Here is a 23,526-nt window from a genome sequence, read left to right on the forward strand (position 1 = left end):
ATGGGACGCTTTGAACGCTATCTGACCCTTTGGGTTTTTCTGTGCATCCTGGTGGGCATGGCTTTGGGGCAGGTTTTCCCCGGGGTCTTCCAGGCCATCGGTCGACTCGAAGTGGCGCATGTCAATTTGCCTGTGGGTGTACTGATCTGGGTGATGATCATCCCGATGCTGATCAAGGTGGACTTCCGGGCTCTGGGTGAAGTGCGCCAGCATCTCAAGGGCATTGGCGTGACTTTGGTCGTGAACTGGTTGGTCAAGCCCTTTTCCATGGCCTTTTTGGGCTGGCTGTTCATCCGCCACTGGTTTGCGCCTTGGCTGCCCCCCGAGCAGATCGACAGCTACATTGCAGGCCTGATTCTTCTGGCTGCGGCGCCATGCACCGCCATGGTGTTTGTCTGGAGCCGACTGACCCAGGGCGACCCCTTGTTCACCCTGTCTCAGGTGGCCTTGAATGACAGCATCATGGTCTTTGCGTTCGCCCCTCTGGTCGCCTTTTTGCTCGGCCTGTCAGCCATCACGGTGCCCTGGGACACCCTGCTGACCTCGGTGCTGTTGTACATCGTGGTCCCGGTGGCCTTGGCCCAGTGGCTCAGGCATGCCCTGCTGCAACGCGGCCCGAAAGCTTTTGACAGAACCATGGCCCGGATCGGGCCGTGGTCCATCACCGCGCTGCTGGCCACGCTGGTGTTGCTCTTTGCATTCCAAGGCAAGGCTATTTGGCAGCAACCCCTGGTGATTGGGCTGCTGGCGGTGCCCATCCTGATTCAGGTGATTTTCAATTCGTCTCTGGCCTATTTGCTCAACCATGCCCTTGGCGAGAAACACAACATTGCCGCTCCCTCAGCCTTGATTGGAGCCTCCAACTTCTTTGAACTCGCCGTGGCTGCCGCCATCAGCCTGTTTGGCTTTCACTCGGGGGCCGCTTTGGCCACCGTGGTCGGTGTGCTGATTGAGGTGCCGGTCATGCTCCTGGTGGTCTATATCGTCAACCGGACCCGACCTTGGTACGAAGGCCCAACCCTCACATGAACCAGAACTCTGAAGATCCGGAACTCGGCCGAAGTGACTCCTGTTGAGGAACATCCCTGTAAACCGCCTGACAATCAAATTTGTCTAAGCCCGGCTGGCCTGATGCTGAGCAGGCATTCCCGGTCGGGGTGGACGGGGCTGAAATTTGTCGAGAACCCGAATCTTTGAGCGCCTGCATGGCGGGTTGCTTGAGCACAAAGTCCTGCTGCTGACGTTCCCGCGCCAGCAGTTGAGTCAGCTGTTTTCTTTCTTCTGTCACATCAATCATCACCAAAGAGCATTCTTCACCCGACTCATCCAATGTGCCGTCAATTCGCACCATCATTTCCGCACGATGCTCGGTCCCTGACAGCGTGATCTCCAAGTGGTGACGGCACTTGCCACTGAGCACAGCTTGGTGAAAATCCCGAAACCGACTCTGATCATCTGTCGGTATGAATTCCAAAAAGGAGTGATGGTAGCCATTGGAGCGCTGAATACCCAGCATGATGGCGCCAGTCAAATTGGTTTGAACCACCTGGCATTGACGGTCCAGACTCACAAAACCCACTGGGGCGAAGTCATACGCATCCTGGTATTTTTGTAACAAGCTCAGATCAGGCGCTGACTGTGCCTCATCGGCCATGGGTGTATGCGCCTCGTCAGTACCGCAAGCGCGCAATGCCCGTTCATGCAAACGCTGCGTCTCTGAGGTCACCAGCGAAAAACACTCACACACCTGCTGGGTCAAGCCCTCGCGGTCCAAGACCGTGATTTTCCCGCGTCCGCTGGCCACCAATCCTGATGCCTGCAATTTACCCAACGCCTGAGTCACGGACTCCCGACGCACCCCCAACATGTGGGCAATCATTTCATGCGTGATCTTGATGGGGTCGTGTAACAGCTGATCACTGTTGAACAGCAGCCAGTAACACAGGCGCTCGCTGACTGCATGGTGGCCGATGCAAACAATGCTTTGAGAAATTTGCGTGATCAAGGTCTGAACATACGACAAAGACAATTGTTGCAAAGCCCTGGAGTGAAGCAGTTCGGCTTCAAAGGCTTCGGCGGACATTCTGAAAGCACACCCGGCACGCTGCACCATCACGCGATGATTCATGGATGCCCCACCCAAAACGAGCGGAATCCCCACCAGCCCATCGCGCCCTGTCATGGCCAGTTCGGAACTTTCTCCATCTTGGGTGTGCGACACCAGGGATGTGGTGCAAGTGATTGGAAAATAAACAAAATCCAAAGCTTCCCCTGGTTCATAAATCACCTGACCAGAGACCAGATCCACAGGTTTCAGGTGCTCGACCATGCGGGTATATTGACTCAATGGCAATGCGGCCAGAATACGATTTCTGCGGGCACTTTCAAGCATGGGGTAAGGCATACAAAATCCCTTTCAGGCGTGATGGAAATTCAAGCTGATCCAGCTCTCCCGCCAGTGGGAAAATGACTCGGCCACACCACCACCAGCTCACTTACATGGTGCGTGAATTCCACGTCGACTTCCATTGATCAAACGATGTGAATCCGTTGGCATACAGATATATATCGTTGGGTCATACCTGAAAAAAGTCCTCCTCCCCCCACCGTGAATCAACAGACTGATCAACAATCCGTGCATGAACCACCAAAAACAACTGATGTGGGGCAAAAGACTGAAAAGATCAACTGCTGCCCAGAGCGGATCCTGAGTTCAGCATGCCTGCATCCCCTGCCCTGTAACCCGTATCAAAAAGGATGAGCCATGAACGATTCCACCTGCATTTGCTGTCCATCGTCATCGGCATGGCATTGACGGGGAAGTTGCCACGCAGAGCATGACCCGAGCCGAATACCAGACCGAAAAGAACAAAATCAGTGCAGACTACAAAGCGGCTAAAACGATTTGTGCGGCATCCAAAGACCACGGCAAAGACGTGTGCATGTCGCAAGCCCATAGCGATGAAAAAAAAGCCAAAGCCCAACAGGAAGATCGCTTGAAACCCACATTGAAAAGCCACGACCAAACTGAAGTGGTGAAAGCCGAAACCAACTATGCGATGGCCAAGGTGCGCTGTAATGAATCCACGGGAAAAGACAAGGACAACTGCCTACAGGCAGCCCAAGCGACTGGGAAAACTGCAAAAAATCAGGCCAAAACAGACTTGAAAACTGCCGAAAAAAAACCGCACCCCAGCACAAAGAAGCCTAACAGGCAGAAAAGGAAAAATGTGACGCCATGAGCGGGATCAACAAAATCGAGTGCCAGCGCAAAGCCCATCTCAAATTGACCGAATCAACGTCTGTCTACACAGGGCCCGGAGGAACATCGGGACGGTCTTACTGACCATTTTGATGGCTCTGCTCAATGAGCCCCATGGCGCAACACCCTCCTCATGGGCCCCAACAGTGAGGCCGATCCCCCCTTTAAAAGAGAGGAAATGCCACTGAAAAATCAGAAGTTCAATGTCTTCACGCCTTGCGCCGTGCCCAGCAAGCAGACCTGGGCTTTTTGCAGGGCAAACACGCCCACCGTGACCACGCCGGGCCATTGGCTGACGGTGTTCTCAAAAGCCACCGGATCGGTGATCTTCAAACCCTTCACATCCACAATGTGCTGGCCGTTGTCGGTGACCAGGGGCTGGCCGTCTTTGAGGCGTACGGCCGCCGTTGCGCCCATGGCCACAAACTGGCGCATCACGCGCGCAGTGGCCATGGGGATGACTTCGACCGGCAAAGGGAAAGCGCCCAAAGCGTCGACCAGCTTGCTCTCGTCGGCAATGCAGACAAACTGCTTGGACTGAGCGGCCACGATTTTTTCGCGGGTGAGCGCCGCACCACCGCCCTTGACCATGTGGCCCTGATGGTCGATTTCGTCTGCACCGTCGATGTAGACCGACAGGCTCTCGACCTCGTTGCAGTCGAACACCGGAATGCCCAGCGCTTTCAGACGCACCGTAGAGGCTTCTGAGCTGGACACGGCGCCTTTGATCTGGTCTTTCATCGTGGCCAGCGCGTCGAGAAAAAAGTTGACGGTGGAGCCCGTGCCCACGCCGACGATCTCGCCAGGGACAACGTATTTCAGGGCGGCTTGGCCCACCAGGGCTTTGAGTTCGTCTTGTGTCATGGAGGTGGCTTGGTTGAATGGACAAAAAAGGCAGGCCGGGGTTTGCGACAATCGGGACAACCCATTCATTCGCCGCAGACCCTGCGCAAGTCCGGAATTATCCAATGTCCCTGATCCCTTACGCCCTCGCCCGCTCCTTTTTGTTCAAGATGGACCCTGAAGAAGCCCACGAACTGACCATCGAGGGCCTGGCCCGCACCCAAAACACCCCGCTCGACCGCGTCTACCGCCAGCCCTTTGTGGCTCAGCCGGTCACGTTGGCCGGTCTGCATTTTCCCAATCGCGTGGGCCTGGCTGCTGGCTTGGACAAAAACGCCCGTTGCATCGACGGTCTGGGCGCCATGGGATTTGGCTTTGTCGAAGTGGGCACCGTCACACCCAAGGCGCAACCGGGCAACCCCAAGCCCCGCATGTTCCGCCTGCCCGAAGCGCAAGCCCTGATCAACCGCCTGGGCTTCAACAACGACGGGCTGGACGCCTTCATCGCCAACGTCAAGCGTTCCAAGTTTCGCCAGCAAGGTCGCTTGCTGGGCCTGAACATCGGCAAGAACGCCGCCACCCCGATTGAAAACGCTACCGACGATTATTTGATCGCGCTGGCAGGCGTGTACCCACATGCCGACTATGTGACCGTCAACATCTCCAGCCCCAACACCAAGAACTTGCGCGCCTTGCAAAGCGACGAAGCGCTCGACGGCCTGCTGGGCGCCCTGGTGGCGCGGCGCGAAGAACTGGCTGCCGAGCACGGCCGCCGCGTGCCCATGTTCCTCAAAATCGCGCCCGACTTGGACGAAACCCAAGTCGGCGTGATCGCCGCCACGCTGCAAAAGCACGGCATGGACGGCGTGATCGCCACCAACACCACCTTGGCCCGCGAAGCCGTGAGTGGCCTGCCGCATGCCGAAGAAATGGGCGGCCTGTCAGGTGCGCCAGTTTTTGAGGGCAGCAACCGCGTGATCCGCTTGCTGCGCGCCGCCCTGGGCAAAAACTTCCCCATCATTGGTGTGGGCGGCATCCTGAGCGGCCACGACGCGATCGCCAAGATCGAGGCCGGGGCCGACGTGGTGCAGATCTACACAGGCCTCATCTACAAAGGCCCAGCACTGGTGACCGAAGTGGCCAGCGCCTTGCAGCAGATGAAGCGCTGAGCCCTGAGAATCCCTTGGCGAGTTGTCACGGCTGCGCAGGGTGCTCTGCCAAGTAGTTCCTCAAAGCCTGGTTGATGCGCGTTTGCCAGCCCTGTCCTTGGGCACGAAACGCCTCTAGGATGTCCTTGTCCAGGCGGATGGCCACCTGCTCCTTGACGCCACTGCCCGCAGGCCTGCCGCGTTTGCGGACCAACGCCAAACCGTGCGCCAACTCCTCAGGCGTTGCCGGGCGCTCGTCCTCGTCCTGGCCATCCCACACATAAGGCGCTTCGCGCTCTTTGGCCTTCAACGCCGTGATCACGTCTTTACGGCTCATCGCATTCGTTTTCGATCCAGACAAGGTAAGCCTCTCTTTCTTCGCGGCTGGCACGGCGGAAACTGATGACCCGGATCGACGCATCGCGCGACGTGTGCACCACCGTCAAGACAGCCAAAAAACCCATGGCATAAGACATGGACAAAATTCTTGGCTCGTTGCCGCGAACCACCGGAATGTCCAGCCGATAGCGTGAATCGAGGACAACACCTGCCAAGGCAAAGTCCAGACCGTGCTTGCGCAGGTTGATTTGCCTTTTGGTTTCATCCCAACTCAACTTGGCATCCATTGAATTAATGTAGATGCAAATAATCAAGCTGTCAAGGCTTTTAGACCATTGGTGAACTCAGTCCCTGAGCTCAGTCCTTGAAATACACCAGTTGGTGCGTGCTCGCCAGCAGCTGACCTTCGGGACTCCACAGCTCGCCGGTCTGGTCAAAGTAGCCGTGGCGGTAGTTGAGTGCCTTGGCCACACCCAGCACATGGCGCGTGCCAACCTGCGCCAGCAAGGCGCTGTCGGCGTGGAAATAGGTGGTGAGGGACACCGTGCCAATCAAGGCGCGGCGACGGCGGCGGATGTAGATGCGCGGGAAGAAGCTGTCGCTGATGGCGACCAATGAGGCAAAGTCCATCGCCCGCTCGGGCTCGTCGCGCACCCACAAGGTTGAGCGCGAATGGGCTTGCTCCTGCTCGTCAAAGGCAGCGGGGAACGCGCCTTCGACAAAGCGCATGTCGTAACGCTGCGGCCAGGCGGGCATACCCTTCACGGGCATGCGGGGCACGGCGTCGGGCGCGGGCACGTTGGCGGGCATCACGGCCTCCACGTCTGACCAGGTCTCGCGCCGCACGGCAAACACGGCTGTGGCGGTGGCCACCACGCCTTCGGTCTGATGGGCTTCGATGATCCAGTGCTGGGTCGATCGGTTGGTGCGCACGGGTCGCGCCACAAAACGGATCTCGCCATCGGCCACCGGAGCCGCAAAGTTGACCGTAAGGGCCACGGGTTCGCCCAAGCGCTCTGGGTGCAGCATGGCCGACTGCAGCAACTGCGCCGAAGTGGTGCCACCAAAGGGCCCAATCATGTTGGCGTAGGCTGGGTGGGTCGCGCCCGTGAATTCGTGGGGCAAGTCCTGACGCTCTGAGGCTTTCAGGTCAATGGCTTCGTCGAGAGGGTGCATGCGAAAAATGGGGCTGGTGGATCATGGTGTCTTCGCGACGAGGGCGTCGCTCCCACACGTTGGACAATGGCCTTGTCTCTGTGGGAGCCGCGCCCTCGCGGCGATCAAGTGCAGCATAGGTGCACGCCGGAGCCTGCGCTGTCTCACAAGCGATCAACCCAGCCGGGCGCAGACCTCTTGCGCAATCGCCAGCGAGCTGGTCAAGCCCGGCGACTCGATGCCCAGCAGGTTCACCAGCCCCGGCACGCCATGCTCGGCGGGGCCTTGGATCATGAAGTCGGCAGCCGCTTCGTGCGGTGCATTGATCTTGGGTCGCATGCCTGCATAACCCGCCTGCAAAGCGCCATCGGCCAAACCCGGCCAATACTTGCGCACCTCGGCATAAAAGGCGTCGCCCCGGCGCGGGTCAACTTGCAAGTCCGTGGGGTCCTCGACCCATTGCACGTCAGGCCCGAACTTGGCCTGCCCGCCCAAGTCCAGCGTCAGGTGCACACCCAAACCGGCTTTTTCGGGCACGGGGTAGATCAAGCGGGAGAACGGCACCTTACCCGCCAGGGTGAAATAGTTGCCCTTAGCGAAATGCGCTGACGGCAGCAGGCTTTTGTCCAACCCGTCCATGCGCTCGGCCAGCGCGACGGCATTCAGACCTGCGGCGTTGACCAGCACTTGGCACGCCAGCTCGGTGCCGTCTTGCGTGGTCACGCGGATCGGGTGCGTGGCGGTGCCGTGCTTCACGCCAATGCGCTGCACGGGTGATACCAGCGCCAGCAGACCGCCTGCGTTTTCCATATCGCCTTGCAGGGCGAGCATCAGGCCGTGGCTGTCCACCACGCCCGTGCTGGGCGAAAGCAGCGCCGCGTCGCAAGAGAGCGTTGGTTCCATCGCCTGGGCCTGGGCAGCCGTGAGTTTTTGCAAATCATGCACACCGTTGGCCGCGGCTTTGGCGACGATGCCGTCCAGCGCCAGCACTTGCTCAGGAGTTGTGGCCACGATCAGCTTGCCCAGCCGCTGGTGCGCCACGCCGCGCTCAACGCAATAGGCGTAAAGCATTTGCTTGCCTTGCACACACAGCCGCGCCTTGAGCGAGCCAGCAGGGTAATAAATGCCCGCGTGGATGACCTCGCTGTTGCGCGAGCTGGTGCCCGTGCCGATGGCGTTTTCCGATTCGAGCACCATCACCTCGCGGCCCGAGAGCGCCAGCGCCCGCCCCACCGCCAGGCCGACCACGCCGGCCCCGATCACCACAGCATCGATTTGTTCCATGGGCAGCATTGTGGCTCAGAGAGCGGTGTCATGTAGGAGCGGCGCCCTCGCCGCGATAGGCCTCTCGCAGACCACAAGCCATCGCCCCGAGGGCGGGGCTCCCACACAAGGCAAGGCGACCTCAAAAGAGGTAGATCCGCCCCAAGAGGTGACACCCGCAAGACAGACACCCGCACCGAGCGCAGGCAGACTGCCAGTCATTCAAACAAGGAGATAGTTTCATGTCGCTGTTCAATCTGAAAGGCAAAGTCGCCGTCGTCACGGGTTCCAGCCGGGGCATTGGCCGATCCATCGCACACCAGCTGGCCAAGCAAGGCGCCAAAGTGGTGGTATCCAGCCGCAAGCTGGATGCTTGCGAGGTCGTGGTCAAGGAGATTCAGGCCGCAGGCGGCGAGGCGATGGCGATGACCGCCAGTCTTTCGAGCAAAGAGCAGCTTCAAAACCTGATCGACCAAACCCGCCAAGCGTGGGGTCCCATCGACATCTTGGTGTGTAACGCGGCCACCAACCCCTATTACGGCCCCACCACGGGCATGAGCGACGAGGTGTTCGACAAGGTCATGCGCAACAACGTGCTGGCCAACACCTGGCTGTGCACCATGGTCTACCCCGACATGAAGGCCAAAAAGGACGGCGCCATCGTGATCGTGTCATCGATCGGTGGCCTGCACGGCTCGGCCATCATCGGGGCGTACAACATCTCCAAGGCAGCCGACATGCAACTGGCGCGCAACCTGGCGGTGGAATGGGGTCCAGACAACATCCGGGTGAACTGCATCGCCCCGGGCTTGATCAAAACCGACTTTGCCAAGGCCCTGCACGAGGACCCTGTGCTGAGCGCCAAGTACAACAACGAAACGCCGCTGCGCCGCATGGGCGAGGCCGATGACATTGGCGGCATCGCGGTGTTTTTGGCCAGCCCGGCCGGGCAGTACGTGACGGGTCAGACCATCGTGGCCGACGGTGGGATGATGATTCGCTGAGTGCAAACCACTGCAATTACGTAACAGGTCGGACTCTGCGAGTACCGACCCGCAAAACCATTCACGTCATCACTGAACAAGTTGTTGTAGGTCGGCGGTCGAAGACTCCGACATGCAATGCCTGACCGCTATCGCCTGCCGCAGCGCAAGTACTTATTGCCCTCACAACAAAGGCCGCAACTCACGCGCCGCGTCCAGCAGCAAGGGCAACCACTTGCGCTCCACCGCACCGTCCGACAACTGTTCGGCAGTGCCCACCACATTCAACGCAGCCAACGTCTGTCCTTGCATGTTGCGCAAGGGCACAGCCAATGCTTGGATACCCAACTCGTGCGCATCGCGGGCCAGGCAGTAATCGTCCAGTCTCACCTTGTCAATCAATGTCTTGAAACGCGCCAAGCCCACTTCCGTTTGTGGGGTGATACGAGCCAGCTCGCGGCCCTTGAGCCAGACGTTGAACTCGGCCTTGGGCCAGCACGCCAACAGCATGCGCCCGGTGGACGTGGCGTGTGCGGGCAAACGCGCCCCCAAGTGCAGGCCATAGGCCAGTTGCCTCACGGGTTCGGCCACACCTGCGCTGCGTGCCACGATCACGCCCTCACCGCCATCTAGCACCACAGCGCTGAAGGCCGCTTGCGTTTGCTGCGCCAGGCGGTTGAGCGTGGGCTGCAGCGTGCGCGGCAGGCGCGAGGTGGCCATGTAGCTGCCCGCAAAGCGCAACACTCGGGCCGACAACCAATAGTGGCTGCCGTCGGTTTCCAAATAGCCCAGTTCGGCCAGCGTGAGCAAATGCCGCCGCGCCGCCGCCCGCGTGATGCCGGTGCGCTGCGATGCCAGCGTGGCGTTCAGGCGCTGGCGTTCGGTGTCAAAGGCTTCGAGCACGGCCAGGCCTTTGGCCAGGCCTTCGATGTAGTCCGCTTTGGCTATCGTCATGGTTGAAGATGCTCCAGAGAGATGTCGGGGCTGAAGCCACCGATCCACAGGAAATTTCTTGGGTCGGTGGCTTCAGCCCCGACATGGTTTGTAAGTCAACTCAATTGACCTGCATTAATTTGCGCGATCATCGCACACAAAAAACACCATTCGCACAAACTCGGATCTGCAGCCAATTCAAACACCTTCTTCCTGCCTAAGCTTGCGAACATTGTTTTTTACCCAAATTCCCGGAGACTTTTCATGACCAAAGCCACCCGCACCCAGGTTGCCATCATTGGTGCAGGCCCCTCGGGCTTGCTGCTCGGGCAACTCCTCTACAAAGCCGGTATCGACGCCATCATCGTAGAGCGTCAAACAGGCGACTATGTGCTCTCGCGCATCCGCGCAGGGGTGCTCGAGCAGGTGACCATGGACCTGCTGGACGAAGCCGGTGTGGGCCAGCGCATGCACAAAGAAGGCTTGGTCCACGGCGGCTTTGACCTGCTGTTCAAGGGCGCACGCCACCGCATCAACATGAACAATCTCACGGGTGGCAAAAACGTCATGGTGTACGGCCAGACCGAAGTCACCCGCGACCTGATGGACGCCCGACAGGCCGCAGGCTTGCCCACCATCTACGAAGCGGTCAACGTGCAGGTCCACGAGTTCGACTCGGCCAAGCCCCGCGTCACTTACGAAAAAGACGGCCAAACCCACACCATCGAGTGCGACTTCATCGCGGGCTGCGACGGCTTTCACGGCGTCTGCCGCGCCAGCGCGCCCAAAGACAAGATCCGTGAATACGAAAAGGTCTACCCCTTCGGCTGGCTGGGCGTGCTCTCAGACACCCCGCCTGTGCACGAAGAACTCATTTACGCCAACAGCACGCGTGGCTTTGCCCTGTGCTCGCAGCGCAGCGCTACGCGTAGCCGCTACTACCTGCAAGTGCCACTGACCGACAAGGTCGAAGACTGGAGCGATGAAGCCTTTTGGGAAGAGCTGCGCAAGCGCCTCGACCCCGAAGCCCGTGAGCACCTGGTCACTGGCCCCAGCATCGAAAAAAGCATTGCCCCGCTGCGCAGCTTTGTGACCGAGCCGATGCGCTTTGGCCGCATGTTCCTGGCGGGTGACGCCGCGCACATCGTGCCGCCCACAGGCGCCAAGGGCCTGAACCTGGCCGCTACCGACGTGAAGTACCTGTCCACTGCCATCATCGAGTACTACCAGGACAACTCCGAAGCAGGCATCGACGCGTATTCAGAGCGTTGCCTGCGCCGCATCTGGCGCGCAGAGCGCTTTTCCTGGTGGTTCACCAGCCTGATGCACAACTTCCCGGAAAACGGCGACATCGGCCAGAAGTTTCAGGACGCCGAACTGGATTACCTGATCCACAGCGAATCGGGCTCCAAAACCATCGCCGAAAACTACGTGGGGCTGCCACTGAATTTTGGTGACAAATAAACGGCGAGATATCCCCCTTGTAGGAGCGACGCCCCCGTCGCGATAGAACCCGTGCACAAGCCCTGGTTCATCCATCGCGGCGAGGGCGCCGCTCCCACAAAACCAGAGCCCATTCACACTATGATCTGTACATGAGCACTACCAAAACCCTTCGCGGCATCCGTGTCGTCAGCCTGGCCCTCAACCTGCCCGGCCCTGCGGCCCTGATGCGGCTGGCCCAAATGGGCGCCAGCTGCACCAAGATCAACCCGCCCTCTGGCGACCCCATGCAGCACTACACGCCCGATGGTTATGCGCTGATGCACCAGGGCGTGAAACACCACACACTGGACCTTAAAACCGAGGCAGGCCAAGCCGCCTTGCACAAACTATTGCCCAAGACCGATGTGCTGCTGACTTCGTTCCGCCCTTCGGCCCTGACCAAGCTGGGCCTGAGCTGGAAGACCCTGCACAAGCAATACCCCGCGCTCAGCCTGATCGAAGTGGTCGGTGCCCCCGGCCCGCTGGCCGAGATCCCGGGTCACGATCTGACGTACCAAGCCGAAGTGGGCTTGGTCAACGGCATGGACCTGCCCCCGAGTTTGTTTGCCGACATGGGCGGCGCACTCATGGCCAGCGAAGCAACCCTCAAGGCGATCATCTCGCTCAAAACCACGGGCAAAGGCTCGCGCCACGAAGTGGCCTTGTCTGACGCCGCCGCCTGGCTGGCCCTGCCCCGCCAGCTGCGCATGACCACGCCCGACGGTGCGGTGGGCGGTGCGCACGCGGGCTACCGCATCTATGCCTGCAAGAACGGCCGCGTGGCCGTGGCGGCGCTGGAGCCGCACTTTGCGGTCAGCCTGTGCGAAGCCGCTGGCGTCCAGCTGTCGCACCCGGTCAAAGACCTGTTCAAGCCCGCGACCCGCAAAGCCATCGAAGCCTTCTTGGCAAGCCAAACGCGTGCCCAGCTGGACAAGCTGGCCACGGCCAAAGACATCCCGCTGATGACCCTCAAATAAGCCGCTACCAGCGGCGGCCAACTCATTGGCCCGTGAATTGCGGGGCGCGTTTTTCCATGAAATGCGCCACGCCTTCGCGGAAGTCATCACTGACGAAACTGCGGGCCATCTCGGCGTTGGCCTGACGGGTGTTTTCTGCCAAGGTCTGGAACGGCGCCTCGTACTGCTGGCGCTTGATGACGGCCATCGAGCGCGGCGACACGTTGTCCACCAAGTCACGCGCATAGGCGTAAGTTGCGGCGGCCAAAGCCTCAGGCGCAAACACCTTGTTGACCAAACCCATGGCCTGCGCCTCGGGGGCCAGCACCTTGCGGGCCGACAGCAGCAAATCCATCGCGTTGGCGTGGCCCACGATGCGGGGCAACATCCAGCTCAGGCCATGCTCGGCAATCAGCCCGCGCCTTGAAAACGCGGTGGTGAACACCGCGTTGTCGGCTGCAAAGCGGATGTCGCAATACAAGGCATGCACCAGCCCAATGCCTGCTGTGGCGCCATTGAGCATGCCGATCACGGGCTTGGGGATCGCCGGGTAAAACCCATAACGCGTCTGGTAGTCCAGCCGCTGGTTCACATCCAAAGGTTTCGTCCATGTCGTGGCGGTGATGTCGCTCGGGTCCAAGCCCTTGAGCAAATCCATGTCGGCCCCCGCGCAAAAGCCCCGCCCTGCCCCTGTGAGCACGATGGCGCGCACACCGTCGTCTGCGGCGGCCGCGTCCATGGCCAGGCGCACCTCGCGCTCCATGACGTTGGTCCAGGCATTGAGCTTGTCGGGTCGGTTCAAGGTGATGGTCGCGATGCGGTGCTCGACGTTGTAGGTGATGTCTTGGTAAGTCATGGCAAATCCTTTCAAAGCAGCATTGAACAATTCACACGGTGCGTTTGCCACGGGCCAAAAACGCTTGGGTGGCGGGCTGGTCCAGCAGCTGCTGGCTCCAGCGCTTGAGCACCTTTTCCAGGCGTGGCGCAGCCACCCCCAGCTGCACCATGGCCACACCGCCATTGACCGATTCGCTGTAGTCGCAGATCAGCCCGTCACGCAGCTCAAAACGGCTGATGCCGTCGATCACCACCTGCCGCCCCGCAAATTCAGGCACCTTGGAGGTGAAACTCGACAAAGACCGTGCATACGCCAGATGCCCTTGGCACACGGGCTCGAACATCTCCCAGCGGTAATCCGGTCCGGCATCGCGGTGAAACAGGTCGTTCATCATGTGGGCGATGTCGGCACGGCCCGTGTGGTCTCCGTAGATGTAGTCGTGGTAGACACCGTCGGGCGTGAAGCACTGGGCAAAGGCCTCGCCATCGCCCGCTTCGGCGGCGGCAGAAAACCGCTTGAGCAAGGCCTCGAAATCGTGTTGTTCCATGATGTTGTCTCCTGTCGTAGTTCACTTCAATCGGGCAAAGGGTCAGGCAATCGCTTGAGTGTGCGCACCTTGGACGCGCTGATGATGACGGCCTGCAGCCCAAAGCCCAGCACCACACACCACAGGCTGACCGAGGCCGGAAAATACACCCCCAACAAGCCGCCCAGCGCCGCGCCCAAAGGCCGTGCGCCCGTGCTCGCCACGATGATGATGGATGTGACCCGCCCGATCATGGCGCGCGGCGTGACGGTCTGGCGCAAAGTGGTCGAGGTGATGACCCACAGGATCGGGCCGGCACCGTACAAAAAATAAGACAAAGCGGCCACCCAGCCGTGCGGCCAATACAGGGTGAGCGCCATGGTGATGGCCGCCAGCACCGAGAAATAAGGCCCCACCAAAATCGCCTGCCCAAAGGGCAATGCCGCCACCACGCGCGGTGCCAGCAAAGACCCCACGATCATGCCCACGCCATACAAAGCCAGCGTCACCCCCACACCACTGGCATCCAGCCCCAGGTCGTTGATGGCATAGGGCACATAAGCCGCTTGCAGCATGAACCACGAGATGTTCCAGGCCACCGAGCAAAACACCATGGGCCTGAGCAAATCGCTCTGCCACACCCACTTGGCACCGTCTTGCAACTCCAGCAAGGGGTGGCGCGCAGGCATGGCAGCGCGCGCAGGCTCAGCAATGCCGCGCAAGCACAACACCGCAGCCACCGACAACATGCCCGACAGCACAAACGCGGCCGACGCCCCGGTCCAAGCGATCAGCGCACCGGCCAAAGCAGGCCCCGCGGCAAAGGCGGCGCTGCGTGCCAGCTCCAAGCGGCCATTGGCACGCGCCAGCCCTTCCACCTGCACCAAAGCAGGCACCAGCGATGGCGCGGCCACGCTGAACGCCACCGTGCCCACAGCCGCCATGAAGCCGATGACAGCCAGGGCCATGATCGAAACATGTCCTGTGAGAATCAAAGCCAACAAGAGCAACAAGGCCAGTGCCCGCAAGGCCTCGGCCAAGGCCATCAGGCGTGTGCGCGAAGTGCGGTCAGCCAGCAGCCCCAATGGCATGGACATCAGCAAGAAAGGCAAAGACTGAACAGAGGCGAGCAAACCGATCTCACCTGGCCCCGCCTTGAGCATCAGCACCGCCACCATCGGCACAGCAGCCAGACTCAACTGCTCCGCCGATTGGGCCAAGAGGTTGGACAAAGCCAAACGTTGAAATGAAACTGGAAAAGGGAGCGACATCAAAAACCTTTCGATGCTCACCATGCTAGAGCCTGCCTGCAAGGCAAGCAGTCGCGCATGCTTCAGGGGCAGGCGCTGCACTGTCACCAAGGCGGCTGATGAGGCCCTTGCAGCCCCACCCCTTGGGGTCTGCACCCTTGAAGCCCCTCGGCGATTCCGGTTGAATTGAACGCCACTGCCATCTGGCACATCTTGGAGCTTTCATGAACGCATCCACCCCTTGGCTCTTGGCCACGGCCATGCTCAGCCTGGCCAGCCACAACGCCCAAGCCCGTGTCACCCGCATCGTGATCGACGACACCCGGCCTGTTGCCGCATCACCTGCCGCGCCCGGCAAACCTGCGGGCATCGCTTATGAGCAAGTCGTTGGCCGCGCCTTTGGCGAGCTGGACCCCAAACTCGCACAAAACGCCATCATCCAGGACATCGAACTGGCCAAAGACGCCGACGGCAAAGTCCGCTACATGGCGTCCTTTGTGATCTACAAGCCCGTGAACCTCAAAGACGCCAGCGGCCTGATGTGGCACGACGTGCCCAACCGGGGCCGGGTGGGCTTGCCCGCTGAGCATGAGCTGGCGGCAGGCGACATCGGTCTGCTCAGCGCCTGGCAAGGTGACAACGCGGGCGCTACCGCTGTCAAACCCAAGGCCAGCATCGACGGCATGCAGTTTTTGCAAGTGCCTGTGGCGCGCAACGCCGACGGCAGCACCGTCCAGGGCCAGGTGTTCGCCCGCATCGTCAACCGCGCAGGCCCGGCCTCGCAGCCGCTCATGGTGCAGACCAACCCTGTGCCCTACAAACCCGCGAGCCTCGACACCGCCAAAGCCACCCTGGTCTCTCGCGGGCGCGAGAACATGAATGGCGAAGTCTTTGACGAGCAAACCATCGCCCCCACCGACTGGGCCTGGGCCAAGTGCGACGCGCAAAACCCCTTTCCGGGCACGCCCGACCCCACACAGATTTGCCTGAAAAACGGCTTTGACGCCAAGCGCATGTACCAGGTCGTCTTCACGGCGCAAGACCCCTATGTGCTGGGCATCGGCTTTGCCGCCTGGCGCGATGTGGCCGTGTTCTTCAAGCACGCCAAGGCCGACGACGCGGGCACCCCCAACCCGGTGGCCAGCACCGTCACGCACAGCATTGCGCGGGGCATCTCGCAGTCAGGCAACTACCTGCGAGGCTGGCTGCACCTGGGCTTCAACCAGGACGAAGCGGGTCAACAAGTGCACGAAGGCCTGTGGCCCATCATCGCGGGCCGCCGCATTGCGCTCAACTTCCGCTGGGCGCAGCCCGACGGCGTGTTGGAGCTGTACCAGGCAGGCAGCGAAGGCCCACAGTGGTGGCTGCCCCACCCCGACCCGGTGCGCGGCACACCCGCAGCAGGCATCCTGGACCGCTGCACCCAGACCCGCACCTGCCCCAAGATCATGGAGCATTTCGGCTCGGCCGAAGTCTGGGCTTTGAAGCTCACGCCCGAGTGGATCGGCACCGACGCCAAGCAAGATCTGCCCCTGCCCGCCAACGTCAAGCGCTATTACATTGCCAGCAGCAACCACGGCGGTGGCGCGGGCGGCTTTGACACCAGCATTCCCGGTGCGGCCCTGCCCAAGGCAGGCCCCATGTGCCCAGGCAACAACTTTGGCCAGGGCCTGCTGCCTGCCAACCCTGTCCCGCACAAAGAGACTGTCAACGCCTTGCGCTTGCACTTTCGCCACTGGGTCATGAAAGGCACCGAGCCGCCCGCCAGCCGCTACCCCACGCTGGCCAAAAACCAGCTGGCCGTGGCCGAGAAAACCGCGCTGGGCTACCCCAGCCTGCCGGGCCTGCGCCCCACTGTGCCTGAGCGCGACTTCATCATGCCCGTGCACGATTACGACTGGGGCCCCGGCTTCAAGGCGGTGGATGGCTCGGGCGTGCCCAGCAATGCGCCACCCAAAATCAAACAGGTGCTGACCATGTACGCGCCCAAAGTCGACGCCGACGGCAATGAACTGGGCGGCGTGCCCGTGGTGCTGCTCGATGCACCGCTGGGCACTTACCTGGGCTGGAACGTGACAGCAGGCGGCGCCAAACCCTTCCACCAGGGCGAGATCTGCAACTACGTGGGCGGCATGGTGCCCTTTGCCAGGACCGCTGCCGAGCGTCAAGCCATCGGCGACACCCGCCCATCTTTGCAAGAGCGCTATGGCTCACACGAGGGCTATGTGCAAGCCGTGCGCAAGGCCACTGAACGCGCTGTGCAAGAACGCTTTTTGCTGCCTGAAGACGCGCTAGACCTGATCGACGCCGCGCAAAAGAGCGCTGTGTTGCGCTGAAAGCCTGCACATCAGGCCACTTGTCGGGGCTGAAGCCAGCGACCTACGGGGTGACTTGGCGCCAATTTTTCAGTCAAGGCGCTGATTCAAACCGCACCGGAATGCGCTGGCGCCCAAACGGTTTGAACGCCTGGCCCTCGGGCGCAAAGTGCCCGGGCAAGGGATGCGCGCAGTGCCCGCAACGGTTGCCCTGCAGGGCGTTGTGCGTCACCAGGTGCCAGTCACGCACCAGCACGGGCGCCTGACACAGCGGGCAAAAGGTCGTGCCGCCTTGCGCATCGTGCACGTTGCCGGTGTAGACAAAGCGCAGGCCTTCGCCCATGGCGATGTGCCTGGCTCGGGCCAGCGTCTCGGGCGGGGTGCGGGGTCGGTCCTGCATCTTGTAGTCCGGGTGAAAGGCCGTGAAATGCAGCGGCACATCGGGCCCCAGCTCACGCACCATCCAGCGCGACAGGGCCGTGAGTTCGGCATCCGAATCGTTGGCCCCGGGAATCAGCAAAGTGGTGACCTCCAGCCAGCAGCGGGTGGCATGCCGCACATGCACCAGGGTGTCGAGCACGTTGTTCAAATCTCCGGCGCACCATTGGCTGTAAAAGTCTTGCGTAAAGGCCTTGAGGTCGATGTTGGCCGCATCCATGTGGGCAAAAAACTCACGCCGGGGCGCATCATGGATAAAACCCGCCGTGACCGCCACCGATTTCACGCCCGCTGCACGGCAAGCTTGCGCGGTGTCGATGGCGTACTCGGCAAAGATGACCGGGTCGTTGTAAGTGAAGGCCACCATCGGCGTTTGCAGTTGCACGCAGGCGGCGGCAATTTCTGCGGGCATCACACGCTGACCCAGTTTGTCGACATCGCGGCTTTTGGAGATGTCCCAGTTCTGGCAAAACTTGCACGACAGGTTGCACCCCGCAGTGCCAAAGCTCAAGATGCTGCTGCCCGGATAAAAATGGTTGAGCGGCTTTTTCTCGACCGGGTCCAGACAAAAACCGCTGGAGCGGCCATAGGTGTCCAGCACCATCTGATCGCCCACACGCTGACGCACAAAACACAAACCGCGCTGCCCCTCGTGCAGCTTGCACTCACGCGGGCACAGATCGCACTGCATGCGGCCATCGGCCAGCATCTGCCACCAGCGGGCGGGGTATGGCGTGTCAGGTTGCATGGTCTGCCTCGGTGAACTTTTGCACCCGGTACACCGACAGGCGCACCGCATCCGACCAATGGTCAGAAGGCAAACCCGCCTTGCGCTTGAGCTGCGCCATGAACTTGCGCGGATCGGGCAACTGATCCCACACCTGCGGCAAGAAGGTGCTGCGATAGGCCCGCCCCTCATGCTCACAGCTGAAGATCACGCCGTGCTCATGCGGCTGCAACTGCCACAGGGCGTGCGATTCGTTGGCAAAGGGCAGCGGCTCGGGCGCCGTCAAGACCGACACCTCCACCGCCAGAGTGGGCGCCTCTTGGGCCGTCACAGGGGCAAAGCGAGGGTCTTTCAAAGCAGCGGCTTGCGCATTGGCCATGATGTCTTCGTGCAATGACCGATGCGCCTGCAAGCTGCCAATGCAGCCGCGCAGCTGGCCCGCCTGGGTCAAGGTCACAAAACTCGCGCCCAATTCGTTCAAGGCCTGCACAGCGGGCGCAGGCACCGGGGCAGACACTGGGGCAGCCGCTGTGGCCCGGTGCAAGCTGTGCCGTGCCAATTGCAGCAAACTGGCTCCGGCTTGCGCATCCAGCCCAGACACCGCGCTTGGCACGGGGGGCTCATACAAAGCAAAGCTGGCATACCCCACCACCCGCTGGCGGCCTTCGGGGGCGTTGCCCGCTGTGTCGCCCGAGTTGCAATACCCCAGCTGCCGCACCTGCAAAGCACGGGTGCGCGCTTGCAGCAAAGCCGCATTGAGCGGCGTTGCGCCACAGGCTTGCTGGTGGTTCAGGTCAGTCGCCATGGACAGCACCTGAGCGCAGGTGGCCAGGTCCATGCTGCAGGCCTGTTCATAGGTGTGAAAGTGCGACAGGTCCGTGCTGATGAGGATCAAGGTGTCGTCTCCGCCCCACAGTCGGTCGAGCAGCAAGGCCACATCTTGCGGCGACACCGCGCCCACCAGCAGCGGCAATACCCGGGGCAATTCCTGCCCGGCCCACAGCCGCTGAATGAAGGGCAAATGCACCTCCAGACAGTGCTCCTGCGCGTGGGCTTCGGGCACCGACAGCACAAAGGGCAAATCGGCCACGGCATGCGCGGCCAAAGAATCCACCTCCACACCCCCCAAAGGCGTGGCAAAACTGCCCACGCCAGGCAAAGCCACGCCCCGCACCGCCATGCGGTGAGTCGGCCCCAAAATCACGATCTTGCGAATGCGCTGCAAATGCGGGCGCAGCAAGGCATAGCCCTGCGCCGCCATGCCCCCCGAATACACATGCCCGGCATGCGGCAGCACCAGCACCTTGGGCGGCTGCACCTCATCCCGCACCTGCTGAGCCTGCTGTGCCTGTGACAAGGCCGCATCCACATCACGGGCCAATTGCGCCGCATCCCCCGCGTAAAACCGCCCCGCCAAAGCGGGTGGGCGCACTATGGCCAGATACGCTTGCGCCAGTTCTTGCTCCAGAGCTTGCGCCTGAGGCTGCTTCAAGGCCAAACCTGCAGCCCGGTGACGGGCCGCCTCCACGCGGCCAACGCCCAACTCCACCCGTGCCAAATTGGCCTCGATCCCCACATCGTCTGGCGCATGTGCGTGGGCTTGTTGCAATAAGCCCAAGGCCTGCTCACGCTGTCCGCCCTGCCAGGCAGCAAAAGCCTGCTGAATCCAGCTCGCCACGGAGGCCGATGAGGTGTTGTGCAAAGTTTCAGACATGGTCCTGATTTCCTGCCAAAAGTCCAAAGAACAAATCGCAGGCAAGCTTACTTCACTTCAGTGCGGACATTTCAGGCGCCGGCACAGGCCCTTGTCGGGGCTGAAGCCGCCGACCTACAAATACTCTCGATGGTCGGTCGCCACAGCGGCGTCAGGACTTGCCGGCACTGAAGCCACCGTCGACCAACAACTGCGCACCGGTGACAAAACTGGCCTCATCGCTGAGCAGGAAGACAACCGCATTGGCCACCTCTTTGGGCTGACCGAGTCGGCCCAGGGGGTGAAGGCTGGTCAAAAATTGGCGCTTTGCCACATCAATGCCAGAAAGCAAGGGCGTATCAATGTAGCCTGGGCAAATCGTGTTCACGCGCACCCCATGGCTGGCTGCCTCCAATGCAAGCGTGTGGGTCAGATTGACCACGCCTCCTTTGGCTGCGCTGTAAGCGGCTGTGTGGCTCTGCCCAAGCAAGCCCAAAATGGATGAACAGTTGACGATGCTGCCATGCCCCTGCTGGTACATGTGGCGCAACGATGCCCGCGCCACCCGAAACACCCCCACCAGATCAATGTCAAGCACGCGGCCAAAGTCCTCGTCGGTGTATTGCTCGGCCGGGCTCAAGCCACCCACGCCTGCATTGTTGAAGACACCATCCAGACTGCCAAACGCCTCGACCGTGAGGTTCACCATCTTGTCCACCTGATCTGTCGAGGTCACGTCCACGGGCACAAAGATGCAGCACCCGGGGTACATCAGGCTCAAATCCACCACCCGCTCCTGCCCTGGCGAGGTGGGCAAATCGGCCAGCGCCACCCGGGCACCTTCTTGCAAGCATCGGTCTGCCGTGGCCAACCCAATGCCACTGGCCGCGCCGGTGATGAGGATGGTTTGATGGGCAAGTCGCATATGAATCTCCTGAAAGCGCTGGCGCAATCTGGCACCAACCGTGTGAAAAGTCCCCTTGCATTGCAACGCAGGGTCGTGACCAAGGCATTACTTGAAACAAGGTAAGCCCGTTGTCATCTCCTCATTTCATTGCGCTAACGCAAGGAACAGAGACCCCGCTGTGTTCAGCATGCAGGTTTTGTCACCTCGGACAAGCATGAACACGAGCCTCATGGCCACAGCGATCCGGGAGTGCTCCCAACCGATCTTCACCGAATCCATCCGCATGAGCCGACCGCCCTCTGTCCCCCCTTCTGCGCAAAACCGGAAAATTTGGACCGTGGTCTACGTGGTCATGGCCACGCTGACACTGATCTGGTTACAAGGCCTGTTTCAGGGCTCGGCCACCATCGACATGGTGCCTTACAGCCAATTTGAACAAGCGCTGAGCGAGGGGCGCATCCAGGAAGTCACCGTGTCAGACAAAACCCTGACCGGCCAACTGAAAGAAGCCATCAACGGGAAAACTCGCTGGGTCACCATCCGCATCGAACCCGACCTGGCCACCCGCCTGGACCGTTTCAAAGTGCCCTATTCACGAGTCATTGAAACCACTTGGCTGCGCGATGTGTTGAATCTGATTTTGCCCTCACTGGTCTTTTTTGGACTCTGGTTTTTCCTGATCCGTCGCCTGGTCGGGCAGCAAGGCGCAGGCAGTTTCCTGAACATTGGCAAAAGCAAGGCCAAGGTCTATGTGATGCAAGTCACGGGCGTGAGCTTTGCCGATGTCGCCGGGGTCGATGAGGCCAAGCAAGAACTGATGGAGGTGGTCGATTTTTTAAAGCATCCACAAGACTATGGCCGCCTGGGCGCGCACATTCCCAAAGGCGTCTTGCTTGTGGGGCCGCCAGGCACCGGCAAAACACTGCTCGCCAAAGCCGTGGCCGGTGAGGCGGGCGTGCCCTTCTTTTCGATGTCGGGCAGCGAGTTTGTGGAAATGTTTGTGGGTGTGGGCGCTGCGCGTGTGCGCGACCTGTTTGAGCAAGCACGCCTCAAAGCGCCCGCCATCATTTTCATTGACGAGCTGGATGCGCTGGGCCGCGCTCGGGGCGCCTTCCCCGGCCTGGGCGGGCACGACGAAAAAGAGCAAACCCTTAACCAATTGCTGGCCGAAATGGATGGTTTTGACACCTCATCGGGGGTGATCATTCTGGCAGCCACCAACCGACCGGAGATTCTGGACCCGGCCTTGCTGCGGGCGGGCCGATTTGACCGACAGGTGCTGGTGGACAAACCCGACAAAAAGGGGCGGCTGGACATCCTGAAAGTGCATGCCCAAAAAATCTCACTCGATGCACAGTTGTCGCTTGAAGCCGTGGCCGCCATCACACCGGGCTTCAGCGGCGCAGACCTGGCCAATTTGGTCAACGAAGCGGCCATTGTGGCCACCCGCCGCAAAGCGAACAGCGTGACCCTGGCCGACTTTACGGCAGCGGTGGAACGCATCGTGGCCGGTCTGGAAAAACGCAACCGCGTGCTGAACCCCCATGAAAGGCTCACTGTCGCACACCACGAAATGGGGCATGTGCTGGTCGCACTGGCCCTGCCAGACAGCGACACCGTGCACAAGGTGTCCATCATTGCGCGGGGCATCGGCTCGTTGGGCTACACCATCCAGCGCCCCACCGAAGACCGCTACCTCATGACCCGGGAGGAGCTGGAGCGCAAGATTTGTGTCTTGCTGGGTGGGCGTGCCGCAGAAAAATTGATGCTCGGCCACCTCTCGACAGGCGCAGCCGATGATCTGGCCAAAGCCACCCAAATTGCCCGTGAAATGGTCACACGCTTTGGCATGGATGACGATCTGGGCTGTGTGAGCCATGACAGCAACCGAGCCATTTCGCCCGGAATGCCCGAAGTTTTTGGCAATCCGCCAACACCCGTATCCGAAGCCACGCTGCAACGCATGGATGCCGCCATTGACCGCCTCATGACAAGCGGTTTGCAGCGTGCAGAGGACATTTTGAGCCGAAACCGTGACCTGCTGGCACGCTGCTCACAAGAATTGCTCCAACAAGAAACGCTTGATGCAGAGGCCTTGAAAGTACTCACTGCAGATCTCAAAAAAGAACCCGCCAGTGAATAATTGTCACACCCTGGGTTTGAGACAATACCCCGCATGGATGCGGACAACTGGATGGAACATTTCACTGCGCTGGCCTATCGCCTTGCAGGCTACGCCACGCTCAACCTCATCGACGATGTCGCGATGCTGGCCCTGATTTTTAGCTGAACACGCCCTATACTTTCGCGCTCCCATGCGCCCCATGTCGGGGTCTTCGACCGCCGCGCTACTCAAGTGCCATGTCCACGTAGGTCGGCACTCGCAAAGTCCGACATCATCTGACGCAACACGCAGGTGGATGGTTCATTGGCTGATCACATGTCGCATGTCGGGGTCTTCGACC

The 23,526-nt window shown here is 60.8% G+C and carries 21 protein-coding genes; 8 read left to right on the forward strand and 13 right to left on the reverse strand.

The genetic code is table 11. The features are described 5' to 3' along the window. On the forward strand, positions 1–1,029 hold the full coding sequence (arsB, locus tag B9Z51_RS00800; RefSeq protein ID WP_108370997.1) for an ACR3 family arsenite efflux transporter: 1,029 nt from the start codon (positions 1–3) through the stop codon (positions 1,027–1,029). On the opposite strand, the gene B9Z51_RS00805 is transcribed toward arsB, so the two are convergent. After that, positions 1,022–2,392 (reverse strand): helix-turn-helix domain-containing protein, encoded by a 1,371-nt coding sequence (locus B9Z51_RS00805; protein WP_233254774.1) that lies wholly within the window; start codon positions 2,390–2,392, stop codon positions 1,022–1,024. The genes arsB and B9Z51_RS00805 overlap by 8 nt on opposite strands. A gap of 445 nt (positions 2,393–2,837) precedes the next feature. Between B9Z51_RS00805 and B9Z51_RS00810 the strand changes: the two genes are divergently transcribed. Then, positions 2,838–3,242 (forward strand): hypothetical protein, encoded by a 405-nt coding sequence (locus tag B9Z51_RS00810; RefSeq protein WP_108371001.1) that lies wholly within the window; start codon positions 2,838–2,840, stop codon positions 3,240–3,242. 212 nt (positions 3,243–3,454) lie between these two features. On the opposite strand, the gene rpiA is transcribed toward B9Z51_RS00810, so the two are convergent. Then, entirely contained in the window at positions 3,455–4,126 is a 672-nt protein-coding gene (gene rpiA / locus B9Z51_RS00815) for a ribose-5-phosphate isomerase RpiA (RefSeq protein WP_108371002.1), read from the reverse strand. A gap of 104 nt (positions 4,127–4,230) precedes the next feature. Between rpiA and B9Z51_RS00820 the strand changes: the two genes are divergently transcribed. Continuing rightward, a complete protein-coding gene (locus tag B9Z51_RS00820; RefSeq protein WP_108371004.1) occupies positions 4,231–5,274 on the forward strand; it encodes a quinone-dependent dihydroorotate dehydrogenase in 1,044 nt (347 codons plus the stop codon). 25 nt (positions 5,275–5,299) lie between these two features. On the opposite strand, the gene B9Z51_RS00825 is transcribed toward B9Z51_RS00820, so the two are convergent. The 4 genes from B9Z51_RS00825 to B9Z51_RS00840 form a co-directional block, all read right to left on the reverse strand. Further along, a complete protein-coding gene (locus B9Z51_RS00825) occupies positions 5,300–5,590 on the reverse strand; it encodes a BrnA antitoxin family protein (protein ID WP_108371006.1) in 291 nt (96 codons plus the stop codon). Beyond that, positions 5,580–5,879, reverse strand: a complete 300-nt coding sequence (locus B9Z51_RS00830) for a BrnT family toxin (protein WP_108371008.1) — start codon at positions 5,877–5,879, stop codon at positions 5,580–5,582. Before B9Z51_RS00830 ends, B9Z51_RS00825 begins: the two co-directional genes overlap by 11 nt. A gap of 70 nt (positions 5,880–5,949) precedes the next feature. Next, a complete protein-coding gene (locus tag B9Z51_RS00835; RefSeq protein ID WP_108371010.1) occupies positions 5,950–6,768 on the reverse strand; it encodes an acyl-CoA thioesterase II in 819 nt (272 codons plus the stop codon). A 153-nt stretch (positions 6,769–6,921) separates the two neighbouring features. After that, on the reverse strand, positions 6,922–8,031 hold the full coding sequence (locus B9Z51_RS00840; protein ID WP_108372576.1) for an NAD(P)/FAD-dependent oxidoreductase: 1,110 nt from the start codon (positions 8,029–8,031) through the stop codon (positions 6,922–6,924). 221 nt (positions 8,032–8,252) lie between these two features. On the opposite strand from B9Z51_RS00840, the gene B9Z51_RS00845 reads away from it, so the two are divergent. Continuing rightward, positions 8,253–9,014 (forward strand): SDR family NAD(P)-dependent oxidoreductase, encoded by a 762-nt coding sequence (locus tag B9Z51_RS00845; RefSeq protein WP_108371012.1) that lies wholly within the window; start codon positions 8,253–8,255, stop codon positions 9,012–9,014. A gap of 162 nt (positions 9,015–9,176) precedes the next feature. Here B9Z51_RS00845 and B9Z51_RS00850 read toward each other — a convergent pair whose 3' ends face one another. Further along, on the reverse strand, positions 9,177–9,947 hold the full coding sequence (locus B9Z51_RS00850; protein WP_108371014.1) for an IclR family transcriptional regulator C-terminal domain-containing protein: 771 nt from the start codon (positions 9,945–9,947) through the stop codon (positions 9,177–9,179). A gap of 243 nt (positions 9,948–10,190) precedes the next feature. Between B9Z51_RS00850 and pobA the strand changes: the two genes are divergently transcribed. After that, on the forward strand, positions 10,191–11,390 hold the full coding sequence (gene pobA, locus B9Z51_RS00855; RefSeq protein ID WP_108371016.1) for a 4-hydroxybenzoate 3-monooxygenase: 1,200 nt from the start codon (positions 10,191–10,193) through the stop codon (positions 11,388–11,390). 131 nt (positions 11,391–11,521) lie between these two features. After that, a complete protein-coding gene (locus B9Z51_RS00860) occupies positions 11,522–12,388 on the forward strand; it encodes a CoA transferase (protein ID WP_108371018.1) in 867 nt (288 codons plus the stop codon). A 22-nt stretch (positions 12,389–12,410) separates the two neighbouring features. Here B9Z51_RS00860 and B9Z51_RS00865 read toward each other — a convergent pair whose 3' ends face one another. From B9Z51_RS00865 to B9Z51_RS00875, 3 genes are read right to left on the reverse strand one after another with little or no spacing between them, the layout of a single operon-like run. Further along, entirely contained in the window at positions 12,411–13,223 is an 813-nt protein-coding gene (locus B9Z51_RS00865; protein ID WP_108372578.1) for an enoyl-CoA hydratase, read from the reverse strand. 31 nt (positions 13,224–13,254) lie between these two features. Continuing rightward, complete coding sequence (locus tag B9Z51_RS00870) at positions 13,255–13,752, reverse strand: nuclear transport factor 2 family protein (protein WP_108371020.1); 498 nt, start codon at positions 13,750–13,752, stop codon at positions 13,255–13,257. A gap of 26 nt (positions 13,753–13,778) precedes the next feature. Further along, positions 13,779–15,002: an MFS transporter gene (locus B9Z51_RS00875; RefSeq protein ID WP_199227418.1), complete on the reverse strand. Its 1,224-nt coding sequence runs from the start codon at positions 15,000–15,002 to the stop codon at positions 13,779–13,781. A gap of 203 nt (positions 15,003–15,205) precedes the next feature. Here B9Z51_RS00875 and B9Z51_RS00880 point away from each other — a divergent pair, with 203 nt between their 5' ends. Then, positions 15,206–17,317, forward strand: coding sequence for an alpha/beta hydrolase domain-containing protein (locus B9Z51_RS00880; RefSeq protein ID WP_108371022.1), 2,112 nt, complete (start codon positions 15,206–15,208; stop codon positions 17,315–17,317). 73 nt (positions 17,318–17,390) lie between these two features. Here the strand turns inward: B9Z51_RS00880 and amrS are convergent, their stop codons facing one another. The 3 genes from amrS to B9Z51_RS00895 form a co-directional block, all read right to left on the reverse strand. Further along, complete coding sequence (gene amrS, locus B9Z51_RS00885; RefSeq protein WP_108371024.1) at positions 17,391–18,482, reverse strand: AmmeMemoRadiSam system radical SAM enzyme; 1,092 nt, start codon at positions 18,480–18,482, stop codon at positions 17,391–17,393. Then, positions 18,472–20,175, reverse strand: a complete 1,704-nt coding sequence (gene amrB / locus B9Z51_RS00890; RefSeq protein ID WP_199227419.1) for an AmmeMemoRadiSam system protein B — start codon at positions 20,173–20,175, stop codon at positions 18,472–18,474. Before amrB ends, amrS begins: the two co-directional genes overlap by 11 nt. A gap of 151 nt (positions 20,176–20,326) precedes the next feature. After that, positions 20,327–21,079, reverse strand: coding sequence for an SDR family NAD(P)-dependent oxidoreductase (locus B9Z51_RS00895; RefSeq protein ID WP_108371026.1), 753 nt, complete (start codon positions 21,077–21,079; stop codon positions 20,327–20,329). 265 nt (positions 21,080–21,344) lie between these two features. On the opposite strand from B9Z51_RS00895, the gene ftsH reads away from it, so the two are divergent. Further along, entirely contained in the window at positions 21,345–23,204 is a 1,860-nt protein-coding gene (gene ftsH, locus B9Z51_RS00900) for an ATP-dependent zinc metalloprotease FtsH (RefSeq protein WP_108371028.1), read from the forward strand. Positions 23,205–23,526: the final 322 nt, after the last annotated feature.

Origin of the sequence: Limnohabitans sp. T6-5, assembly GCF_003063315.1 — a bacterium.
In the GTDB taxonomy this organism is placed as follows: Bacteria; Pseudomonadota; Gammaproteobacteria; order Burkholderiales; family Burkholderiaceae_C; genus Limnohabitans_A.

What these genes read in the sequence shown, in the direction of transcription:
- B9Z51_RS00895 (WP_108371026.1), bottom strand. Translation starts at nt 21,079, where the DNA reads ATGCGACTTGCCCATCAAACCATCCTCATCACCGGCGCGGCCAGTGGC.
- B9Z51_RS00810 (WP_108371001.1), top strand. Translation starts at nt 2,838, where the DNA reads ATGACCCGAGCCGAATACCAGACCGAAAAGAACAAAATCAGTGCAGAC.
- ftsH (WP_108371028.1), top strand. Translation starts at nt 21,345, where the DNA reads ATGAGCCGACCGCCCTCTGTCCCCCCTTCTGCGCAAAACCGGAAAATT.
- B9Z51_RS00825 (WP_108371006.1), bottom strand. Translation starts at nt 5,590, where the DNA reads ATGAGCCGTAAAGACGTGATCACGGCGTTGAAGGCCAAAGAGCGCGAA.
- B9Z51_RS00860 (WP_108371018.1), top strand. Translation starts at nt 11,522, where the DNA reads ATGAGCACTACCAAAACCCTTCGCGGCATCCGTGTCGTCAGCCTGGCC.
- B9Z51_RS00830 (WP_108371008.1), bottom strand. Translation starts at nt 5,879, where the DNA reads ATGGATGCCAAGTTGAGTTGGGATGAAACCAAAAGGCAAATCAACCTG.
- amrB (WP_199227419.1), bottom strand. Translation starts at nt 20,175, where the DNA reads ATGTCTGAAACTTTGCACAACACCTCATCGGCCTCCGTGGCGAGCTGG.
- B9Z51_RS00880 (WP_108371022.1), top strand. Translation starts at nt 15,206, where the DNA reads ATGAACGCATCCACCCCTTGGCTCTTGGCCACGGCCATGCTCAGCCTG.
- B9Z51_RS00870 (WP_108371020.1), bottom strand. Translation starts at nt 13,752, where the DNA reads ATGGAACAACACGATTTCGAGGCCTTGCTCAAGCGGTTTTCTGCCGCC.
- B9Z51_RS00845 (WP_108371012.1), top strand. Translation starts at nt 8,253, where the DNA reads ATGTCGCTGTTCAATCTGAAAGGCAAAGTCGCCGTCGTCACGGGTTCC.
- amrS (WP_108371024.1), bottom strand. Translation starts at nt 18,482, where the DNA reads ATGCAACCTGACACGCCATACCCCGCCCGCTGGTGGCAGATGCTGGCC.
- B9Z51_RS00850 (WP_108371014.1), bottom strand. Translation starts at nt 9,947, where the DNA reads ATGACGATAGCCAAAGCGGACTACATCGAAGGCCTGGCCAAAGGCCTG.
- rpiA (WP_108371002.1), bottom strand. Translation starts at nt 4,126, where the DNA reads ATGACACAAGACGAACTCAAAGCCCTGGTGGGCCAAGCCGCCCTGAAA.
- pobA (WP_108371016.1), top strand. Translation starts at nt 10,191, where the DNA reads ATGACCAAAGCCACCCGCACCCAGGTTGCCATCATTGGTGCAGGCCCC.
- B9Z51_RS00840 (WP_108372576.1), bottom strand. Translation starts at nt 8,031, where the DNA reads ATGGAACAAATCGATGCTGTGGTGATCGGGGCCGGCGTGGTCGGCCTG.
- B9Z51_RS00875 (WP_199227418.1), bottom strand. Translation starts at nt 15,002, where the DNA reads ATGTCGCTCCCTTTTCCAGTTTCATTTCAACGTTTGGCTTTGTCCAAC.
- B9Z51_RS00805 (WP_233254774.1), bottom strand. Translation starts at nt 2,392, where the DNA reads ATGCTTGAAAGTGCCCGCAGAAATCGTATTCTGGCCGCATTGCCATTG.
- B9Z51_RS00835 (WP_108371010.1), bottom strand. Translation starts at nt 6,768, where the DNA reads ATGCACCCTCTCGACGAAGCCATTGACCTGAAAGCCTCAGAGCGTCAG.
- B9Z51_RS00865 (WP_108372578.1), bottom strand. Translation starts at nt 13,223, where the DNA reads ATGACTTACCAAGACATCACCTACAACGTCGAGCACCGCATCGCGACC.
- B9Z51_RS00820 (WP_108371004.1), top strand. Translation starts at nt 4,231, where the DNA reads ATGTCCCTGATCCCTTACGCCCTCGCCCGCTCCTTTTTGTTCAAGATG.
- arsB (WP_108370997.1), top strand. Translation starts at nt 1, where the DNA reads ATGGGACGCTTTGAACGCTATCTGACCCTTTGGGTTTTTCTGTGCATC.